Below are 18,636 nucleotides of genomic sequence, written 5' to 3'. Positions count from 1 at the left end.
ACTTAGGAGGACTGCATGAAATTCCGTCCGCTTCACGACCGCGTCGTGGTCAAGCGCATCGACGCCGAGGAGAAAACCAAGGGCGGCATCATCATTCCCGACAACGCGAAGGAAAAGCCGTCGCAGGGCGAGATCGTCGCCGTCGGCCCGGGTGGCCGCGACGAAGCCGGCAAGCTGATCCCGATCGACCTCAAGGTCGGCGATGTCGTGCTGTTCGGCAAATGGTCGGGCACCGAAGTGAAGATCGATGGTCAGGACGTCCTGATCATGAAGGAAAGCGACATCATGGGCGTCATCGTTGACGCCGGTTCGAAGAAGAAAGCCGCCTGAGCGCGTCTCCCCTCACATTAAAGGAAGCAATCCATGTCAGCCAAAGAAGTGAAATTCGGCGTTGACGCGCGTGACAAGATGCTGCGCGGCGTCGACATCCTCGCCAACGCCGTCAAGGTGACGCTCGGCCCGAAGGGCCGCAACGTCGTGCTCGACAAGTCGTTCGGCGCGCCCCGCATCACCAAGGACGGCGTCACCGTCGCCAAGGAGATCGAGCTCGACGACAAGTTCGAGAACATGGGCGCCCAGATGGTGCGCGAAGTCGCCTCCAAGTCCGCTGATGCGGCCGGCGACGGCACCACCACCGCGACCGTGCTCGCCGCCGCGATCGTCCGCGAAGGCGCCAAGGCGGTTGCCGCCGGCATGAACCCGATGGACCTCAAGCGCGGTATCGACCTCGCCGTCGACGCCGTGGTCGCGGACCTCGAGAAGAACACCAAGAAGGTCACCTCGAACGAGGAGATCGCCCAGGTCGGCACCATCTCGGCCAACGGCGACGCCGAGATCGGCAAGTTCCTCGCCGACGCCATGAAGAAGGTCGGCAACGAGGGCGTCATCACCGTCGAGGAAGCGAAGTCGCTCGAGACCGAGCTCGACGTCGTCGAGGGCATGCAGTTCGACCGCGGCTACATCTCGCCCTATTTCGTCACCAACGCCGACAAGATGCGCGTCGAGATGGATGACGCCTACATCCTGATCAACGAGAAGAAGCTGTCCTCGCTCAACGAGCTGCTGCCGCTGCTCGAGGCCGTGGTACAGACCGGCAAGCCGCTGGTCATCGTCGCCGAGGACGTCGAAGGCGAGGCGCTCGCCACGCTCGTCGTGAATCGCCTGCGCGGCGGCCTGAAGGTCGCGGCCGTCAAGGCTCCGGGCTTCGGCGACCGCCGCAAGGCCATGCTGCAGGACATCGCGATCCTGACCGGCGGCCAGGCGATCTCGGAAGATCTCGGCATCAAGCTCGAGAACGTCACGCTCAACATGCTCGGTCGCGCCAAGAAGGTGATGATCGACAAGGAGAACACCACGATCGTCAACGGCGCCGGCAAGAAGGCCGACATCGAGGCGCGCGTGGCGCAGATCAAGGCGCAGATCGAGGAGACCACCTCGGACTACGACCGCGAGAAGCTGCAGGAGCGTCTCGCCAAGCTCGCGGGCGGCGTCGCGGTGATCCGCGTCGGCGGCGCGACCGAGGTCGAGGTCAAGGAGCGCAAGGATCGCGTTGATGACGCGATGCATGCGACCCGCGCGGCGGTCGAGGAAGGCATTCTGCCGGGCGGCGGCGTCGCGCTGCTGCGCGCCTCCGAGAAGCTGAAGAACGTCCGCACCCAGAACGACGACCAGAAGACCGGCGTCGAGATCGTGCGCAAGGCGCTGTCGGCGCCGGCCCGCCAGATCGCGATCAACGCCGGCGAGGACGGCTCGGTGATCGTGGGCAAGATCCTGGAGAAGGATCAGTACGCCTACGGCTTCGACTCCCAGTCGGGCGAGTACGTCAACCTGGTCGCCAAGGGCATCATCGACCCGACCAAGGTCGTGCGCACCGCGATCCAGAACGCCTCCTCCGTGGCGGCGCTGCTGATCACCACCGAGGCCATGGTCGCCGAACTGCCGAAGAAGGCAGCCGCCGGCCCCGCGATGCCTCCGGGCGGCGGCATGGGCGGCATGGACTTCTGATCGACGAAGTCGTCCCGGACGCCGTGCAGCGCGCCTGGCGATGGAAAGCATCGTCCAGTGCGGAGCACGGCAGATCCGAGGCCTCTCTCAACGACATGCGAAGACCCCGGCAGCGATGCCGGGGTTTTTGTTCGTGGGACTCTCCTCGTCATGCCGGTGCGCGGGAAGCGCGAGCCCGGATGACGACGTCTCCTAATCCCGTCCAACCTCGGCAAAACACCGGCGTACCCAGTCGATGGTCAGGCGCGCGGCGGGATCGCGGCGGAGGTGGTTCTGCACCAGGAGCCAGACGTCGCGGCGCTTCGGAAGCAACGTGGCGCGCAGGCCCGGGTCGGCCAGCAGCGCCGCGCAGCTATGTTCGGGCAGCACGCCGACCGCCTGGCGCGAGGCGATCAGCGCCGCGATAACGCGGACGTTGTCGGTGACGACGCGCCGGTTCCGCAGCCGCTTCGCGCGCAAGTACTGCGCCTCGGGGATGGCGTCGAGCTCGTCCGGATAGGCGCAGACGATCGGCTCAGGGTCGATGCCGTCGGCGGGCTCGAAGAAATACAGCCGGACGTCGGCGAGCTTCGCAATCGTGAAATCGCCCTTGTCCGGCTTGCGCAGGCGGATGGCGAGGTCGGCCTGCCAGCGCGAGAACTTGACGTTCTCGCTGGAGGTCAGGAATTGCAGGCTGAGCCCCGGGTGATCGCGCAGGAAGGCCGCGGCGCGCGGCGCCAGCAATTCCTCGGCAACCGAATTGGTGGACGCAATGCGCAGCCGGCCGGTCGGGCCGGGCTGGCTCTCGCCGATGCGGTCGATCGCGGCGACGTGCGCGGCCATCGCCCTGACGTGCTCCAGCACGGTCTCGCAGTGGCGGGTCGGCTTGCGCAGGCCGTCCACCGCCTCGAACAGCGGCACGCCGAGCTCGCGCTGGACGCGGGCGAGCCGCCGGCCGACCGTGGTCTCGTCGATGCGCAACCGGGCGCTGGCGCCGGCATAGGTGCCCTCGTCCCTCACCGCCGCGATGATGCGCAGATCATCCCAGTTCATCGCCGGCCGTAGCACGAAACCCTCGCCGCCTGCAAATTTGCAGCCACATGCTGCAAACATCCTGCATGAAAGCAGGCACTGCCGGCGTTAGTCTTGCTCCCGACCAAACCTTGTCGAAGAGGCTGCTCCGCCATGATCGCTCCAAAGACCCTGCTCGAACTCGCCGGCGCCGACCTGACCCCGCCCCGGCTCGCCGACGCCTGCCTCGTCCTGATCGACCTGCAGAACGAATACACATCCGGCCCGCTCGCGCTGCCCGGAGCGGAGGCCGCCATTGCCCACGCCGCGCGCCTGCTGGCGCGGGCGCGGCAGAGCGGCGCGGCCATCATCCATGTCGCGCACAAGGGCAAGGCGGGCGGCCTGTTCGACCGCGAAGCTCCTCGCGGTGCGATCGTCGAAAGCCTGACGCCGCTGGCAAGCGAGCCGGTGGTCGAGAAGCCGCTGCCGAACGCCTTTGCCGGCACCGACCTCCAGGCACGCATCGCGGCGACCGGGCGCCAGAACCTCGTGCTCGCCGGCTTCATGACGCATATGTGCGTCTCTTCGACCGCGCGCGCGGCGCTCGATCTCGGCTACCGCGCCACGATCGCTGCCGACGCCTGCGCGACGCGCGACCTGCCCGACGGACGCGGCGGCGCGGTCGCAGCCAGCCTCATCCATGACGTCGCGCTCGTCGAGCTGTCCGACCGCTTTGCGATCATCGTGCCCAGCGACGAGCTGAAGTGACCAACGGGGCGCACGACATGCTGCAACTCTATTTCTGGCCGATGGCCTGCTCGCTCGCCAGCCGCATCGCGCTGATGGAGGCCGGCATCGAGGCGCGCTACCACCTCGTGCATCTCTGGAGCAAGAAGCGGATCGAGGACGATGCGGACTTCTTGGCGATCTCGCCCAAGGGCGCCGTGCCCGTGCTGATCCTCGATAGCGGCGACCGGCTGACCGAAAGTGCCGCCGTGCTGCAATACATCGCCGACCTCAACCCGCATGCGGAGCTCGCGCCGCGGCCCGGCGATCCCGGCCGCTACCGCCTGCAGGAATGGCTGAGCTTCATCGGCACCGAGATGCACAAGGGATTTCTGTTCCCGACCTTCTGGTACAAGGACGAGGCCGCCAAGGCGAGCGCACGTGAACGGATCGGGCAGACGGTCGACCACGCCGCAAGCCACCTCGCCGGCCGCGACTATCTCGTCGGCGACCGCTTCACGGTGGCGGACGGCTATCTGGCGTGGGCGCTTCTGCTGCTGCGCCATTGCGGCGTCGACATCGACGGCCGGCCACAACTTGCGAGCTATCTCGCACGCATCCGGGCGCGTCCGATGGTCAGCGAGGCGATCAGGACGGAGATGGCGTTGAGCAAGACGGTCGCGCCATGAGCGGCGAAAGCCTCACTCCACCCGCGCCACCACGGCGAGCTTCCGGATGCCCTTGTTCCGGTAGGCATCGAGGAAGGCGTAGTAATCGCGGAACGACACGCAGCCGTTGGAATCGCCGTTCTGCCCGAGCATGAAGGTATGCGCGAGCAGCCCGTCTCGGCCGAAGATCGCGTCCTCGCCGCCGATCGGCGTCAGCCGCAGCGCGGGCACACCGTGGAACAGCGCCTCGCGCGGCTTCAGCGTGTAGATGTGCGGCGGCGTCACGCCGCGCATGCGGATGCGCGCCGAGCGGGGATCGTCGAGATTGGAGCCGAGGCCGGAATGCGCCTCGAGCTTCGTGCCGTCCGGCAGGTAAACCGTCTTGGCCGTGATGTCGTAGACCGCGGTTTCGCGATCATAGGGCGGCGAGCCGCCGAGCATCGGGTTCTGCTCCTTCGGCGCGATGGTTGCGGTGATGCTGGCATCGGCCGAGGCATAGGCGAGCAGCCCGCCGTGCGGCTCGGGCTTGCCCCAGAGTCTTTCCACCATCGACGGCTTGTCGTGCGAGGCGAGGCCCATCACCGCCGCCTTGGCGCGATCGGCCATGTCGCGAAGACCGGATTTCGGCCTGGCATCAGGCGCGCGTGCGCTCTGCGCGGGCTCGTTGAGCGCCAGCTTCATCGGCGCATCCGCGCCGCGCCTGGCCTTCGCCGCATCGGCGAGTTTAGCCGGATCCTGGGCCTTCGGCGCTTCCGCGACCTTCACGGCGTCAGCAGATTTCGGCGCGGCTTCGGCGACCTGCGGAGCTGCCGCCGCGGCATTCGACGGGACGCCCTGCGCGGCCGCGGCGGCGAAGCGCTCGTTGAACATCTCTCGGCTGATCGGCGCAACCGCCTGCACGGGCAGCATGGCGAAAACTTCCCGCACGGCCTCGCCCGCCTCGCGCATCGCAACTTTCGGCGCGCGCTTGATCACGGGCTCGACGTAACCGGCAGCACCGAGCGTCGGATAGACGCTGGCGGCAAGAATGTTGCTGTACACGGCCCAGCCGGCGCCCAACACCAGGCAGCCGATCGCGGCGGCGCCAAAAAGGTTTTGAGAATTGGCTTTCCGGGAAGATTTCCGAGAAGACTTCTTGGACTTCCGTGCCGCGTTACTCTGCGCAGCGATACTCGTACTCATTCGCCTTGCGTCCAGGACGGTTCCACTAGTCCCCCTTCAAGTGCCGCTGCTGGTCAGGTTCGTGCGCAGCGTCTCGCAGAGGGGCGGAGCGTCATTAAGGCGACTTTTCGTTAAATGCGGATTAAGTTCAGGCGAATGTGGGGCAATTCGTTAACGCTGTCCCATTCCGGGAAAAAGCCTGGTATTACTATGGTTTAGCAGGCGAATTTCACTGCGTTTCCGGCGGCGGCGAGCGGTCGAGAACGTCGCCCTTCGCACCCTCCAGCAACTCGATGCCGTAGGTCTCGACGACCAGCGGTCCGCGCTTGCGCGTGAGATCCGCAACGCGCGTGACCCGCGAGAAGACGTCGTTGAGGAACGGATGGCCTTCGGCGCGCGGCTCGTCGACATAGAGCAGCTTGCCCGCGAGCAGCGCCGGATCGGGCTCCGGCATGTTGACCCAGCGGATGCGCTGGGCCTGCTGCACCACGCAGGTGCCGCGCGGCAGATAGAACGACAGCCAGGCCGTGGTGCCGTAGTCCGGCGCGAGAATGCAACTCGCCCCCGTGCGCGCGCGCACCGCCTCGATCTGCGCCGCAAGCTCGCGCCAGCCGACGCCGACGCTGCGCACGGTGGCATCGCGGCGATAGCCGGACAGCACGCCGGTGTTGGCCTGCACGACGAGGCCCGCGAACATCACGATGCCGAGCGGCGCGGCCCAGCGCCGGCAAAAATCGACCACCCGCTGCTGGCGCGGCCGCCATTGCACGAGACGGGCCGCGACGGCGGCCGCGACTGCGAATGCCGGATAGATCGGGGCGAACCAGTTGGCCTCGACGCGGGCGTGCAGCGAATGCCAGACGAAATAGGCGACGATGGTCCAGACCATGGTTTCGATCAGCACGCGCGAGGCGGACGCGCCGACCCTGCGCCTGGCGAGCGCGTAGAGTCCCATCGCGCCCAGGATGAAGACCAGCGGCGTGGCGAAGGCGAACTGGGTCGGAATCAATTCGGCGATGTAGGCGGGCCGGAAATCCGAGATCCGCGCCCGGCCCATCTGCTTGATGAACGAGACCCACTGGTGCTGCGAGTTCCAGGCGATCACCGGCGAGAAGATCGCAAACGCGATGATGCCGCCGAGATAGGGCCAGGGCGAGACGAGCCAGCGCCGCAGCTTCGGAATCGCGACCAGCCAGATCAGGATCGCCAGCCCGAAGAATAGCGCGGTGTATTTCGACAGCAGCGCCAGGCCGACCGCGACGCCGACCCCGAGCCACCAGGCGCCGCGGCCGGTCTCCAGCACCTTGGCGAGGCAGAACAGCACGAAGCTCGAGGCGACCAGCAGCGGCGCATCCGGCGTGACGATCATGGTGCCGACCGCGGCCATCATCGTGACGTTGAGCAGGATCGCGCTGGTGGCGGCGACGCGCGCTCCGCCGAACAGGATCGCGGCCGAGCGATACACCGCATAGCTCATCGGCAGCGCGAGCAGAATCGACACCAGCCGCACGCCGAATTCGGTGTCGCCGGCGATCATGGTGCCGGCGCGGATCACGAGGGCGACCATCGGCGGGTGGTCGTAATAGCCGCCGGCCAGATGCTTCGACCACATCCAGTAATAGGCTTCGTCGAAGGTGATCGGCGTGAACGCGGCCGCGACCAGCCGCAGCACGATCAGCGCGAGGATCACGAGCGCGGTGTTGCGGATGATAGTTGCGTCAGCCCCGCCCATGCCGGGTCCCCTGGCGCGCTACTTCTTGCGCCAGACGAACAGTCCGGACATCGCGTAGTTCCACACCACGCCCATCAGCGCGCCCGCCATTCCCGCCAGCCACCAGATCGGCTCCTGGTCGTAGACCGAGAAGGCGACGCCGACATTGGCGAACAGGCCGACGCTGCAGACGATGTAGAAGGCGATCAGGCCGCGCACGATCGCAAAGCCCTTCAGGCGCTGGTCGCGATAGGTGAGGAAGTTGTTGAGGATGAAATTGCTGGTCATGGCGACGAGGGCGCCGGAGGCCTGCGCCTCCGCGAACGGCACCTTGATCAGCTCGAGCGCGATGAACAGCGTGGTCAGATGCACGACGAGGCCGATCGAGCCGACCATCGCGAACAGCAGGAAGCGCAGCGAGACCGCGTCGTTGGTCAGCTTCGCCAGCACCAGCCCCAGAAAGTCCAGCGCGACCATCGAATCGAGCTTGCTCTCGCCGTGCTGGCGCGCGCCGAAGGTATAGGGAATCTCGACCGCGCGCAGCGTGCCGCGGGCGGAGGCGACGACGTCGAGCAGTATCTTGAAGCCGTGCACCGACAGCTTCGGCGCCAATTGCTCGAAACGGTCGCGGCGGATCATGAAGAAGCCGCTCATGGGGTCGGCGATCTCGACCCGCAGCATCTTCTTGGCGATCTCGGTGGCGAGCGCGCTGGCGCCGGCGCGTTGCTGGTCGAAACCCTCGCTCTTGTAGCCCTCGATATAGCGGCTGCCGACGACGAGCTCGGCCTGGCCGGCGCGCAGCAGCCCCAGCATCTTGGGCAGCTGCGTCTCGTCGTGCTGCAGGTCGGCGTCGATCACCGCGGCATAGGGCGCGCTGGAGGCGAGGATGCCTTCGATGCAGGCGCCCGACAGGCCGCGGCGGCCGATGCGGCGGATGCAGCGCACCCGGCTGTCGCGCTGCGCAAGGTCGCGAACGACGTCCCAGGTGCCGTCGGGCGAATTGTCGTCGACGAACACCACCTCCCAGGCGATGCCGGCCAGCGTCGCCTCCAGCCGGCGGTACAGCACCGTGACGTTGTCGCGCTCGTTGAAGGTGGGAACGACGACGGACAGTTCCGGCGCCCCGGAAGCCGGCTGGGCCTGCGGCGGGGTTTGGGCGCCCGGTCTGATCGCTTCATTCATGGCGGGGAAGCGTATATCTGCCGCGCCAGACAATGCCAAGCCGGGGAATGCCGAGGCTGGGCTCGCGGAGAAAAGCCCCAAATGGGGGCCAAAAATACCAACGACCCCGGAACAACGGGCGCGCGTACATCCGGCGCTGCCATGCCATTCCAAGGCCGTACCGGCGGCGGAGCTGTTTGGCTGCGACGTCGCCGTTACGAAGCTAGATAGGAACCCCGGCGGCCCTCCGCAAGGGGTGGGCGGTTCCTATTGGTTGGGGACCTCCCGAATCACCGGCCCGCGCGGGGCGGGTACCGCGGGCGCGGGCGCGGCAGCCGGCTGCTCGACTTTGGCGGGCCTCGCCGGCTTGCCGAATTGTCCGATTGGGCCAAACACGACGGCGACCGCAAGCACGACCGCCGCGACGATCGCGCCCAAAATGCCTCCGACCGACTCAGACGACATGTGAGCCCATTCCTGTTCCAGTAGCGTTCCTAGATATCATGGAAAAGTGCGGAGCTGGAAGAGCCTGGAAGGCGAGTGGCGAATAGCGAATGGCGAATGGGCCAGACATACTCGTCAGCCTCCCTATTCGCCATTCGCTACTCGCCATTCGCCATTCGCTATCTCCCCGGCGCCCGGCGCTTCACAAACGCCGTCACGATGTCCTTTTGCGCCGCTTCGACCGCCCGGTTCGCGGTGGCGAGATGGGCGGCCGAATCGATGTTGGGATATTGCACCGTCAGGTAATCGAGCAGCGTCACCCGGTAGTTCTGGCGTTCCGACGGACAGGCGCCGGCGACCTCGCGGCCAAAATCCTGGTCCGAAAGCCCCTGATTGGCCTCGCTCTGATATTGTCGCGCCAGACAATGCCAGTAGTCGTCGCGCCCCTGAATCGCGAGTTTGTGCGCGTCCTGCACGTCGTCGGCGATGGCAGCAGATGTCATCATGATGAGTAGCGCCGCGGCGAGCGTCCGCATCTTGTTCTCCTCGTTGCGCCGGTCTGGCGCCGGGAGCTTAGAGCGGACGTCGCAACTGGCCAATCAAATCTGCTTTGACTAAAGCGCGATAAGACCGGGATGAATCGTCATCACGCTTCAGGTTATTGTTTGAGCATGATCTTTTCGGAAAACCGCTTCGCACTTTTCCGGATCATGCTCTAGGATGAGCCCCCCTCCTCCCAGTCCGCGAGATCATCCGTGGCCAAGGCAAAGACCGCGTCGGCAAAGTCCGGCAACATCTTCATCGGCGTCGGCGGCTGGACCTTCGAGCCGTGGCGCGGGGTGTTTTATCCGGAGAAGCTCGCGCAGGCCAAGGAGCTGTCCTACGCCGCCTCGAAGCTGACCTCGATCGAGATCAACGGCACCTATTACGGCTCGCAGAAGCCAGAAAGCTTTCGCAAATGGGCCTCCGAGGTGCCCGACGGCTTCGTCTTCTCCGTCAAGGGCCCGCGCTTTGCCACCAACCGCCGCGTGCTGGCGGAAGCCGGCGATTCCATCAAGCGCTTCTACGATTCCGGCGTGATGGAACTGCGCGACAGGCTCGGACCCGTGCTCTGGCAGTTCGCGCCAACCAAGAAGTTCGACGGTGCCGATTTCGGCAAGTTCCTCGAGCTCTTGCCGCGCAAGCTCGACGGCCGAGCACTGCGCCACGTCGTCGAGGTCCGCCACGACAGCTTCTGCACGCCGGATTTCGTGGCGCTGCTGCGACAGTTCGAGACGCCCGTGGTGTTCGCCGAGCACGGCAAATATCCGGCGATTGCCGACGTCGTCAGCGACTTCGTCTATGCGCGGCTGCAGAAGGGCAATGACGATATCAAGACCTGCTATCCGCCGAAGGAGCTCGACGCCTGGGCCAGGCGCCTCCAGCTCTGGGCCGAAGGGAGCGAACCCGATGACCTGCCCCGGGTTGACGAGGCGAAGCCGAAGAAGGAGCCGCGCGACGTGTTCGCCTATGTCATCCACGAGGGCAAGGTGCGCGCGCCTGCCGGTGCCATGGAACTGATCTCCCGGGTCGCCTGAGGTTCTTGCATGGCCAAAGCGAAGAAACTGTTCACCATCGGCTACGAGCAGACGCCGCCCAGGGCGGTGCTGGACGAGCTCGAGCGCGCCGGCGTCAAGCTCGTGGTCGACGTGCGCGCGGTGACGTCCTCGCGGCGCCCGGGCTTCTCCAAGAAGCAGCTCGCAGCCGGCCTCGACGAGCGCGGCATCGCCTATGTGCATCTAGCCGCACTCGGCACGCCGAAGCAAGGCCGCCTCGCCGCGCGCAGCGGCGATTACGCGGTGCTGGAGAACATCTACACGAAACATCTGAAGACGCCGCAGGCGAAGGAAGAGCTCGACCAGCTCTCCGCGCTGGTGAAGAAGGCCGGTCCCGTCTGCCTGCTCTGCTACGAGCGCGACCACACCCATTGCCACCGCCAGATGATCGCCGAGGTCATCGAGGCGCGCGACGGGGTGAAGACGGAGAATTTGGCGGGGCGGCTGGTTTGAGCGGCCATTACGCCTCGCCCTTCAACCCAAACGTCCCCTCCATCATCTGCACGCAACTGCCGCCGACATGGGCGGAGAGAATGCCGCCGCCCTCCTTGCGCGCGCGCGTCAGCAGCAGGCTCGGCCGGCCCATGTCGACCCCCTGCCCGATCGTGAGCTTCAACTCACCGTCGCGCCGGGGATCGATGTCGGCGAGGAGCGCCGCAGCTGCGACGGTGGCGCTGCCGGTCGCGGGATCCTCGATCAGGCCGCTGGCGCCGGGAAAGAACATCCGCGCCTGAAGGTCGCAGGGCGCCTCTGCTGCCGGCACGTCGCACGTGTAGAAATAGACGGCGAAGGCGCCGTCGCGCGGCAGCATCCGACCGAACGCCGCAGCGTCGGGCCTCGCCCGCCGCACCGCGTCGCGCGAGCGCAACTCCGCCACCACGAACGGCGTTCCGACGCCGACCACCTGCGCCGCGTGACGATCCAGCCTGACGTCTCCCGCGCTCAAGGAGATACAGGCGGCCACGTCGACCGCGGACAACTCGGAGGCGCGCGTCAAGGCTTGCGGCGCGGTCAGCTCCGCGCCGACCACCCGGCCCTGTTCCCTGAAAACGTCGACCGGCACGAGTCCCGCCTGCTCCTCGAACAGCAACCGCTGCTTCGGCTCGCGCGCGAGCGTCGCCAGCACGAAGGCGGTGCCGACATTGGGATGCCCGGCAAATGGAAGCTCTCGGACCGGCGTGAAGATGCGCACATGCGCGTCGTGCTGCTGGTCGCGGGGCGGCAGCACGAAGGTCGTCTCGGAATAATTGAACTCGGTCGCAATCGCCTGCATCTGCGCCGTGGTGAGCCCGCCTGCGTCGAGCACGACGGCGAGCGGGTTGCCGCCGAAGGCACGATTGGTGAAGACGTCGACCGTGACGTAGCGCCGCTGCATGAGTTGCCTCTTCCGAAAATGCCGGCCGCAATCGGCCGCTGCACCGGCATTGTACAGACGCGCGGATCGTCGTCATGTCGCAAAATTCGGTGCAGTCAGCTGGGCTCTGCGAGAAGACTCGCCAGACTGTTCGGAAAGAACAAGGTGCGCCGCGCGGAAAAGGCCTATTGCGACGGCGCCGACGCTCCTCGTTCAGCGTCCGCGGCGTTCGCTCTCGCTATGCCTTCTTCGAACCCAGCTGGCCCCCTCCCGGAGCCTTGCCATGGACGGGCTCGCGGGGCGCCAATCGATTCAACAATCTGATATTCCCGGCGATCGATGCCTTTGCCGGGTCCGCTCCCGGTTCTAGGGCCGGAGAAATGGGCAATGCGCTGGCGCTCGGATCCAGGGACGGGGACACCTCTCCATGTCGCGCATCGTCGGCCGCGGCATGCTTGTCGTCCGAGCCGACGACGCCCAGGCGCGAAGCGACCACCACCACCTGAGTCCTGTTCGACACGGCGAGCTTGCGCATGATCTCGCGAACATGAACCTTCACGGTCGACTCGGGCAAATTGAGCTCTCGGCCGATGATCTTGTTGGGCTCTCCCCGGCAAAGACGTTCGAGAATCGCTCTCTGCCGCCCGCTCAGCTCGGTCATCCTGAAATCGACGGACAAGCGACCGCTCGCATCTGCCGCCGACAAAGCGCCACCGGTCGGCGCGTATGAAACGCCGCGCAAGCCATCCGGATCGGTCTTCATCCGCGACTCCTCGGGAAAGGGGCCGCACGCGATGGCACTGCGAGGAAAATAGGTGCCGCCATCGAGCACGAAGGACAGCACGCGCAGGGCGAGATCCGGCGATGAGTTGGCGGACAGATATCCCTCGGCGCCACTCTGCATGACGGCGACGATGTCCTCCGACGTCTCCTCATCTGCCATGACGACGAGAAAGGCCTCGGGCGCAAGCGCGCGCAACACCCTGATTTCGGCGAGCATATTGGAGTTCGCGGAAACTTCTTCGCCGGCATTGAAGATGATCATCTTGCAGGCGATCCCCGCTCGTAACGCTTCGTGAGCGTCCTCCGGCACGAGCGATATCAGATCGACCCTGTTCGCCGCGGCCCAGTCCTGCAGGAAGTGAACGACGAACGCACGCCTCAACTCCATTGCATCAACGACTATGACCGCGGGGTCGCCAGAAACTGCCTGGGTGGGCATATCCCGCTCTCCCCTATCATCTACGCTACAATGACTACCGTTATTCGGTGACCGGAAGGTTCTTGGGGATTCGTAGAGTCCGCGCAGGCACCGATAAACTAGCCTTTGATCATCATTCGATCCAATCAACTATTCGTCGATCTTGCTCGCGGAGATTGCAATGTGTCGGACGCGACGTCGAGATCGACCGTGGACCCGACCGAATGATCCGTCGCGGTAGCGGGACTGACCTATCTTCGTTGCCCCGCTCGACGCCGACGCAAGAAAATCGCAATTGGCAATGAAGACGGCAATTTCGCGGCCAAGCCAAGGCGTCAGGCAAGGGAACGCGGCAGGATTTGCAACCGAAAGTTTGATCCTATGCGCCGGTTGGAAATCGCCAAGTTTGCGCAATACTCGGTCAATTCGTCATATATTTCTCTCTTAAGTTGTATATCATATTTCTACAATCTGTTCCGCGTCGTCGGCGCGGAAAATGGGATCAACAATTAGGCGATCCGGTCCATGTCCATCGGGATAAATCCATTCGAGCTGGCTCATTTGCCGGGGGGCGCGAAAGCCCACCAGGGAACTTTTCCCACCCGCCAATGCAATTCGATACCACCACTCGGACGCGCGATGCTGATCGGCCGCTCCTGCCTCATCCTCGAATGTCTCCGCGAGGCGATGAGCCTCAGGGGCATCGAGACGGCACTCTGCCGGATCGAGCAGCGGATTTCGGCGGCGCCCAAGTATGATGTGTTCGTCATGTTTCTCGCACGCTGCGAGCCTGGCTCCCTGGCGCTGGTCAAGCAGCGAATGAGCGAGCTCAGTCCGTCCGTGCAGCAGATCCCAGCGGTGGCGCTGGTCGAGGATGCCGATGTCGAAGCCGCAGCCTTCTGCGGGTTGGGCTTTTCCACGGTCGTCATGGGACTGCCATCGATTCCCTTCGCCGTCGATCTGGTCCAGGGGGTGCTTGGACCACGCCACGCATCCATCCTCGATCATGCCGAGGAGGTGTCGCTGGTCGGCCCGGACCACGATCGGACCAATCCGGCCCTGGACGTCAGCTTCACGCCGCGGGAGATGGACTTGCTCGACCTGCTTCGTCGCGGCATGCAGAACAAGCTCATCGCCTATCGGCTCGGAATTTCCCAGAGCACGGTCAAGGCGCATCTGCGCAGCATCATGATGAAGCTGAAAGCGAAGAACCGCACGCAGGCCGTGTCGATGTTGAGCCAGGACGAACGCATCAGGGACGACATCGACGGTTGACCGGCAAGGCAGACAGGTCAGCCTCCGTCAATCGCCCCTCAGCGCGGCCACCGGATCGAGGGAAGCGGCACGCTTGGCGGGATAGTACCCGAACAGAATGCCCACGAGGCCGGAGAACAAGACCGCGCCGATCGCCGTGGCCGGATCCAGCACGACCGGCCAGCCGGCACTCCGTGCGGCCAGGGAGGCGACCGCGAAACCCATCGCGACTCCGACCACGCCACCACCGGTGCACAAGGCCGCCGCCTCGATCACGAACTGGGTCCTGATGTCCCGGGGACGGGCGCCGATCGCAAGCCTCAGGCCGATCTCGCGCGTCCGCTCGGTGACCGAGACCAGCATGATGTTCATGATGCCGATACCTCCGACCGCCAGCGAGACACAGGCGACGGCGGCAAGAAGCATCGAAACCGTTCTGGTCGACGCTTCCTGTGCGGCGACGATCGAGGCAGCGGTCGCGACTCGGAAGCCCTTGTCCTCGTCGTTCACCACGTGTTGGCGCTGACGCATCAGGCTCTCGATGTCCTCGGTCGCGTCGCCGATCACGGCACTCGATGCCGCGCTGGCCAGGATGTAGTTCACCGCATTCCGGTCGCCGCCGGCGCTCCCGATGAGGCGGTTCTTGGCCGTGGCCATCGGCACGAAGGCGACGTCGTCCTGGCTGTCGGCGCCGGAGGTGCCCTTCTCGGCCAGCACGCCGATCACCTTCAGCGGCGCACCGAGGATGCGTATGACCTGTCCGACGGGCTCCGTCCCCTCGAACAATTTGCGTGCCACCAGGCTTCCGAGCACCACGACCTGTCCTGCGTCCTTCTCCTCCTGCTCGGTGAAGAAGCGGCCGCCGGCGAGACGCCACTGCCGAATCTCGAAATGGTCGTGCGTCGTTCCGTTGACCGTTGTCGCCCAGTTCAGGCCGCCTCGAACGAGACGGGCCTGGCCGGCAACCGAAGCAGCCGCAAGCCGGACCGACGACAGCTCGGCGATGGCCGCAGCGTCGTTGAGCGATAGCGGTCTGCGGGCATGATCCATTCCCGCCCTGTTCCCGGCAGTCGCATTCACCATGATCACGTTGGCCCCGAAGGAGCGGATCTGCTCGCTGACCTTCGATTTCGCCCCGGCGCCGATCGCAGCCATGCTCGTGATCGCGGCCACGCCGATGAAGATTCCCAGCATCGTCAGGCAGCTCCTGACCGGCGCGGCCGTCAGAGAGGCGGCGGACAAGCGCGCAAGGTCGGTCATCCTCATGAGACCGGCTCGATCCGTCGCGAGCGTTGTGCTGCCGTGTCGGAGACGACCCGGCCGTCGCGCATGGCAAGGATGCGGGATGCGTATCTGGCGAGCTTCTCGTCATGGGTGACCATGACGAGCGTCCGGCCCTCGCGATTGAGCGAGAGCAGCACCTTCATGATCTCCGTGCCCGTCGCACTGTCCAGCGCGCCGGTCGGCTCGTCGGCCAGCAGCACGTCGGGGCTGGAGACGATCGCCCGCGCGATCGCGGCGCGCTGCTGCTCTCCTCCCGACAGCAACGCCGGAAGCTGGTCGATGCGGTGCGTGAGCTTGACGCGCTCGATGGCCTCGCAGGCCCGCGAGCGCCTCTCGGAGCGCTTCATGCCGGCATAGGTCAGCGGCAGTTCGACGTTGTCGAGGACCGTCTGTCTCGGCAGGAGGTGGTAGGCCTGAAAGACCAGACCGATGCGACGGTTCCGAATCCGGGCGAGTGCGTTTCGGTCGAGCTTCGCGCAATCCATGCCGTCCAGCAGCACGCTGCCTGCGGTCGGCCGGTCGAGCAACCCCATGACATTCATAAGGGTCGATTTTCCGGATCCGGATGGACCGACGATCGCCACGAACTCGCCGGTGCGGATGGACAGCGAGGTTGGCAGCAATCCCGCCGTCCACTCGCGTCCGCGCGGAAAGGAGCGCTCGACCTGGAGAAGCTCGATCCGCATCAGAACGTACCATAGCGGCGGCCCGACTCGTCGTCCTTCTCGCCGACGATGACGACGTCGGCCGGGCTGAGCTGCTCGGAGGACACGATGACGTTTCGGCCGTCCTCCTCTCCCCTCACGACGGGGATCACGACCGCCTTTCCGTTCCGCAGCACCCAGACCGAATCGGTCGGGATCGAAGGCATTGGCTCGTTCGAGGCCAGGACGCCGCGAGGCCGGTAACGCAACGCGGACATCGGCACGGTCATGTTCCCCTGCGTCCTCTGCGTCACGATATTGGCCATGACCGTCATGCCGGGCAGCAGCATTCCGTCGTGATTGGGCGTCTTCAACACCACCGTATAGGTCACGACGTTGGAGATCACCTGCGGCGCCATCCTGATCTGCTTGACCGTGGCCGAAAAGGTCCGTCCCGGAAACGCGTCGACGGTGAAGCCCGCGCTCTGTCCCGTCTTGATGCGAGCGATATCGCTCTCGTCGATCCGCGCATTGATCTCCATGTTGCCGAGATCGCCTGCGATGGTGAACAGCGTCTTGGCTTCGAGGCCGGTCGCAAGCGTCTGACCTTCGGTCACGCTGCGCCCCACTACAAGCCCGTCGATCGGCGATCGGATCTTCGTGCGCTCGAGATCCACGGCGGCGCTGCGCGCGAGTGCCTCGAGCCTGAGTTCGGCGGCCTGTGCATTGGCGAGGTCGGCGCGTGCACGCTCGACGTCAGCCTTGGCTGCGGAGACGAGTCCGGTCTGATTGGCGAGATTTGCCTCGGCCTCCCGCAGCGACGACTCCGCGGCATCCCGCCGGGATTGCGTGTTCTGCACGTCCGCGATCGCGGCGACCTGGCGCTCCTGAAGCCATTGCTTGCGCTTGAGCTCCCGGTCCGCCGTCTCGAGCGCGATGTTGGCAGCATCGACGCGTGCCTGGAAAACCGGGAGCTGGTGCTCGGCCTGCCAGAGGTCGAACGTCGCCCGCTTGAGCCGCGCTTCGTAGCTCTTGATCTCGAACCTGGCTCCCTCGAGCGCCGCCTGACTCGCATCGACTGCAAGCGCGTAGGAACGGTCGTCGAGCTCGGCCAGCACCTGTCCCTTCGTCACCTTGTCGTTGAAATCGACGAGCAGCCTGGACACCTGCCCCGACAAGACGGAACCGACTTCGACGTTGAGGGCGGGAACCAGTGTCCCCGTGGCCATGACGGCCTTGACGATCTCCTCGGATTTCACGGGCGCAGTCACGTATCGCTTGCTCGCATCGAACTCGCTCAGACCGGACATTCGTCCCGCCTCGAATTTGACCGTCTGGAGAATGCCTCCGTTGCCAGCCTGGAAAAGCGATGTGGTGGGCACAGCGGCGACTGAACCGAGCACGAGCGTGGTGACCAGCAATCGCATATCAAGCTCCGATCAATCCGGCTCCATCCTATCGGCGGCGGTCGTCGTTTCCGGCGCCGTTGCCGACGTGCCCATTGCCGTTCCGGTTGGTGGTGTTCCGGTTGCCGTTGAAATTTCCGGCGTTGCCATTGCCGTTGAAGCTGCCGGTGTTGCCGTTGCCGTTGCCGACGCCAACGTTCCCATTCCCGTTCCCGTTGCCGTTGCCTGCGGCCATCAACACGATGGCCGCAGCAAGCATCGGGACCGCACAATAGACGGCCGGCGCCCAGCGCAGGAAGCTACTGGTTGAAGCTCCCGTTGAAGTTGCCATTGAGCGCTCCAATGTTCCCGTTGCCGTTGTTCGATCCGTTGCCGGTGCCGACGTTCCCGATGCCATTGAAGTTCCCGTTGAATGCACCGACGTTGCCGTTGCCGTTGTAGGTGGAACCGTTGAAATTGCCGTTCCCGGCACCGATGTTGTTGTTGCCGCTGGTCGGGCTCGAATTGCCGAGCCCGTTGAAGGCGCCGATGTTTCCAGTGCCACCGTTCATGAAGCCGAGGTTACCGTTGGTCTGCGGGGCGCCATTGCCATTGCCGTTGCCATTGCCGTTTCCAGCGCCGGAATTGTAGTTTCCATTCCCGTTGCCGTTCAGGATGCCGACGTTGCCGTTGCCATTCCCATTGCCGCAGCCGTAACACTGCGCGAGCTGGGTCAGGCGGTCTCTGGCCACGGGCTCATTGCGAACAATGAACACGGAAAAGATGAGCTCCCCACAAGTCAATATCGCCAGCGCGCGTGTTCTGGTTTTCATGGCAGACCCCTCGGCATTGCGGCATTCCAGGACTTTCATTCCAAGATTTTCAAAGTGCAGATCGTCGCGAGACTCGAGCCGTACGGAGCGGACTTCGTCGAGAAGCGTTCCCGGCGGGACGGGGTGAGGAACGCGAGCCTCGAACCGGTCCGCTCCGGATTTGCGTCGACGGCCCGATACGTGCCGTCGACGCGACGCAATCACTGATTGAGATTGCCGTT

Annotated in this window: 19 protein-coding genes and 1 pseudogene; 7 read left to right on the top strand and 13 right to left on the bottom strand. The window is 65.3% G+C overall.

Features of this window, described 5'->3' with window-relative positions; all coding sequences use genetic code 11:
- The first annotated feature begins 15 nt into the window (after positions 1-15).
- Together KGM94_RS13455 and groL are read left to right on the top strand one after the other, a co-directional pair.
- Positions 16-330 carry a co-chaperone GroES gene (locus tag KGM94_RS13455; protein ID WP_300259560.1) on the top strand — a complete coding sequence of 105 codons (315 nt, stop codon included), beginning with the start codon at positions 16-18 and terminating at the stop codon, positions 328-330.
- 33 nt (positions 331-363) lie between these two features.
- Positions 364-2,004, top strand: coding sequence for a chaperonin GroEL (groL, locus tag KGM94_RS13450; RefSeq protein WP_300259558.1), 1,641 nt, complete (start codon positions 364-366; stop codon positions 2,002-2,004).
- Positions 2,005-2,196: 192 nt separating this feature from the next.
- Here the strand turns inward: groL and KGM94_RS13445 are convergent, their stop codons facing one another.
- Positions 2,197-3,036, bottom strand: a complete 840-nt coding sequence (locus KGM94_RS13445; RefSeq protein ID WP_300259564.1) for a LysR family transcriptional regulator — start codon at positions 3,034-3,036, stop codon at positions 2,197-2,199.
- Between the two features lie 132 nt (positions 3,037-3,168).
- Here KGM94_RS13445 and KGM94_RS13440 point away from each other — a divergent pair, with 132 nt between their 5' ends.
- Positions 3,169-3,762, top strand: coding sequence for a cysteine hydrolase family protein (locus KGM94_RS13440; protein ID WP_300259556.1), 594 nt, complete (start codon positions 3,169-3,171; stop codon positions 3,760-3,762).
- Positions 3,763-3,779: 17 nt separating this feature from the next.
- Complete coding sequence (locus KGM94_RS13435) at positions 3,780-4,409, top strand: glutathione binding-like protein (protein ID WP_300259562.1); 630 nt, start codon at positions 3,780-3,782, stop codon at positions 4,407-4,409.
- 12 nt (positions 4,410-4,421) lie between these two features.
- On the opposite strand, the gene KGM94_RS13430 is transcribed toward KGM94_RS13435, so the two are convergent.
- From KGM94_RS13430 to KGM94_RS13410, 5 genes are all read right to left on the bottom strand, one after another.
- Positions 4,422-5,570: a DUF2778 domain-containing protein gene (locus tag KGM94_RS13430; RefSeq protein WP_300259553.1), complete on the bottom strand. Its 1,149-nt coding sequence runs from the start codon at positions 5,568-5,570 to the stop codon at positions 4,422-4,424.
- 208 nt (positions 5,571-5,778) lie between these two features.
- Positions 5,779-7,281 carry a glycosyltransferase family 39 protein gene (locus KGM94_RS13425; protein WP_300259551.1) on the bottom strand — a complete coding sequence of 501 codons (1,503 nt, stop codon included), beginning with the start codon at positions 7,279-7,281 and terminating at the stop codon, positions 5,779-5,781.
- 18 nt (positions 7,282-7,299) lie between these two features.
- Complete coding sequence (locus KGM94_RS13420; RefSeq protein ID WP_300259549.1) at positions 7,300-8,442, bottom strand: glycosyltransferase family 2 protein; 1,143 nt, start codon at positions 8,440-8,442, stop codon at positions 7,300-7,302.
- 246 nt (positions 8,443-8,688) lie between these two features.
- Positions 8,689-8,886 (bottom strand): hypothetical protein, encoded by a 198-nt coding sequence (locus KGM94_RS13415; protein WP_300259547.1) that lies wholly within the window; start codon positions 8,884-8,886, stop codon positions 8,689-8,691.
- Between the two features lie 158 nt (positions 8,887-9,044).
- Complete coding sequence (locus KGM94_RS13410; RefSeq protein WP_300259545.1) at positions 9,045-9,401, bottom strand: hypothetical protein; 357 nt, start codon at positions 9,399-9,401, stop codon at positions 9,045-9,047.
- Positions 9,402-9,620: 219 nt separating this feature from the next.
- Between KGM94_RS13410 and KGM94_RS13405 the strand changes: the two genes are divergently transcribed.
- Both KGM94_RS13405 and KGM94_RS13400 read left to right on the top strand, forming a co-directional pair.
- Entirely contained in the window at positions 9,621-10,442 is an 822-nt protein-coding gene (locus KGM94_RS13405) for a DUF72 domain-containing protein (protein ID WP_300259542.1), read from the top strand.
- Between the two features lie 9 nt (positions 10,443-10,451).
- On the top strand, positions 10,452-10,913 hold the full coding sequence (locus KGM94_RS13400; protein WP_300259540.1) for a DUF488 domain-containing protein: 462 nt from the start codon (positions 10,452-10,454) through the stop codon (positions 10,911-10,913).
- A 7-nt stretch (positions 10,914-10,920) separates the two neighbouring features.
- On the opposite strand, the gene KGM94_RS13395 is transcribed toward KGM94_RS13400, so the two are convergent.
- Positions 10,921-11,835 (bottom strand): PhzF family phenazine biosynthesis protein, encoded by a 915-nt coding sequence (locus KGM94_RS13395; protein WP_300259537.1) that lies wholly within the window; start codon positions 11,833-11,835, stop codon positions 10,921-10,923.
- A 217-nt stretch (positions 11,836-12,052) separates the two neighbouring features.
- On the bottom strand, positions 12,053-13,036 hold the full coding sequence (locus KGM94_RS13390) for a response regulator transcription factor (RefSeq protein ID WP_300259535.1): 984 nt from the start codon (positions 13,034-13,036) through the stop codon (positions 12,053-12,055).
- A 618-nt stretch (positions 13,037-13,654) separates the two neighbouring features.
- On the opposite strand from KGM94_RS13390, the gene KGM94_RS13385 reads away from it, so the two are divergent.
- Complete coding sequence (locus tag KGM94_RS13385) at positions 13,655-14,290, top strand: helix-turn-helix transcriptional regulator (protein ID WP_300259534.1); 636 nt, start codon at positions 13,655-13,657, stop codon at positions 14,288-14,290.
- Between the two features lie 27 nt (positions 14,291-14,317).
- Here KGM94_RS13385 and KGM94_RS13380 read toward each other — a convergent pair whose 3' ends face one another.
- The 5 genes and pseudogenes from KGM94_RS13380 to KGM94_RS13360 form a co-directional block, all read right to left on the bottom strand.
- The gene (locus KGM94_RS13380; protein ID WP_300259532.1) at positions 14,318-15,535 is read right to left on the bottom strand and encodes an ABC transporter permease; all 1,218 of its coding nucleotides are present in this window, start codon (positions 15,533-15,535) and stop codon (positions 14,318-14,320) included.
- Positions 15,532-16,239, bottom strand: a complete 708-nt coding sequence (locus KGM94_RS13375; protein WP_300259530.1) for an ABC transporter ATP-binding protein — start codon at positions 16,237-16,239, stop codon at positions 15,532-15,534. The genes KGM94_RS13380 and KGM94_RS13375 overlap by 4 nt, the downstream gene beginning before the upstream one ends.
- Positions 16,239-17,507: an efflux RND transporter periplasmic adaptor subunit gene (locus KGM94_RS13370; protein WP_300259527.1), complete on the bottom strand. Its 1,269-nt coding sequence runs from the start codon at positions 17,505-17,507 to the stop codon at positions 16,239-16,241. The genes KGM94_RS13375 and KGM94_RS13370 overlap by 1 nt, the downstream gene beginning before the upstream one ends.
- A 145-nt stretch (positions 17,508-17,652) precedes the next feature.
- The gene (locus tag KGM94_RS13365; RefSeq protein WP_300259525.1) at positions 17,653-17,934 is read right to left on the bottom strand and encodes a hypothetical protein; all 282 of its coding nucleotides are present in this window, start codon (positions 17,932-17,934) and stop codon (positions 17,653-17,655) included.
- Positions 17,903-18,636, bottom strand: a pseudogene (locus KGM94_RS13360) (hypothetical protein); the annotation flags it as partial. The gene KGM94_RS13365 and the pseudogene KGM94_RS13360, both read right to left, overlap by 32 nt.

This window comes from Bradyrhizobium sp., assembly GCF_028868675.1.
Lineage (GTDB): Bacteria > Pseudomonadota > Alphaproteobacteria > Rhizobiales > Xanthobacteraceae > Bradyrhizobium.
Note: the sequence above shows the minus strand (reverse complement) of the source record. Positions and strands in the feature narration are given on the sequence as shown.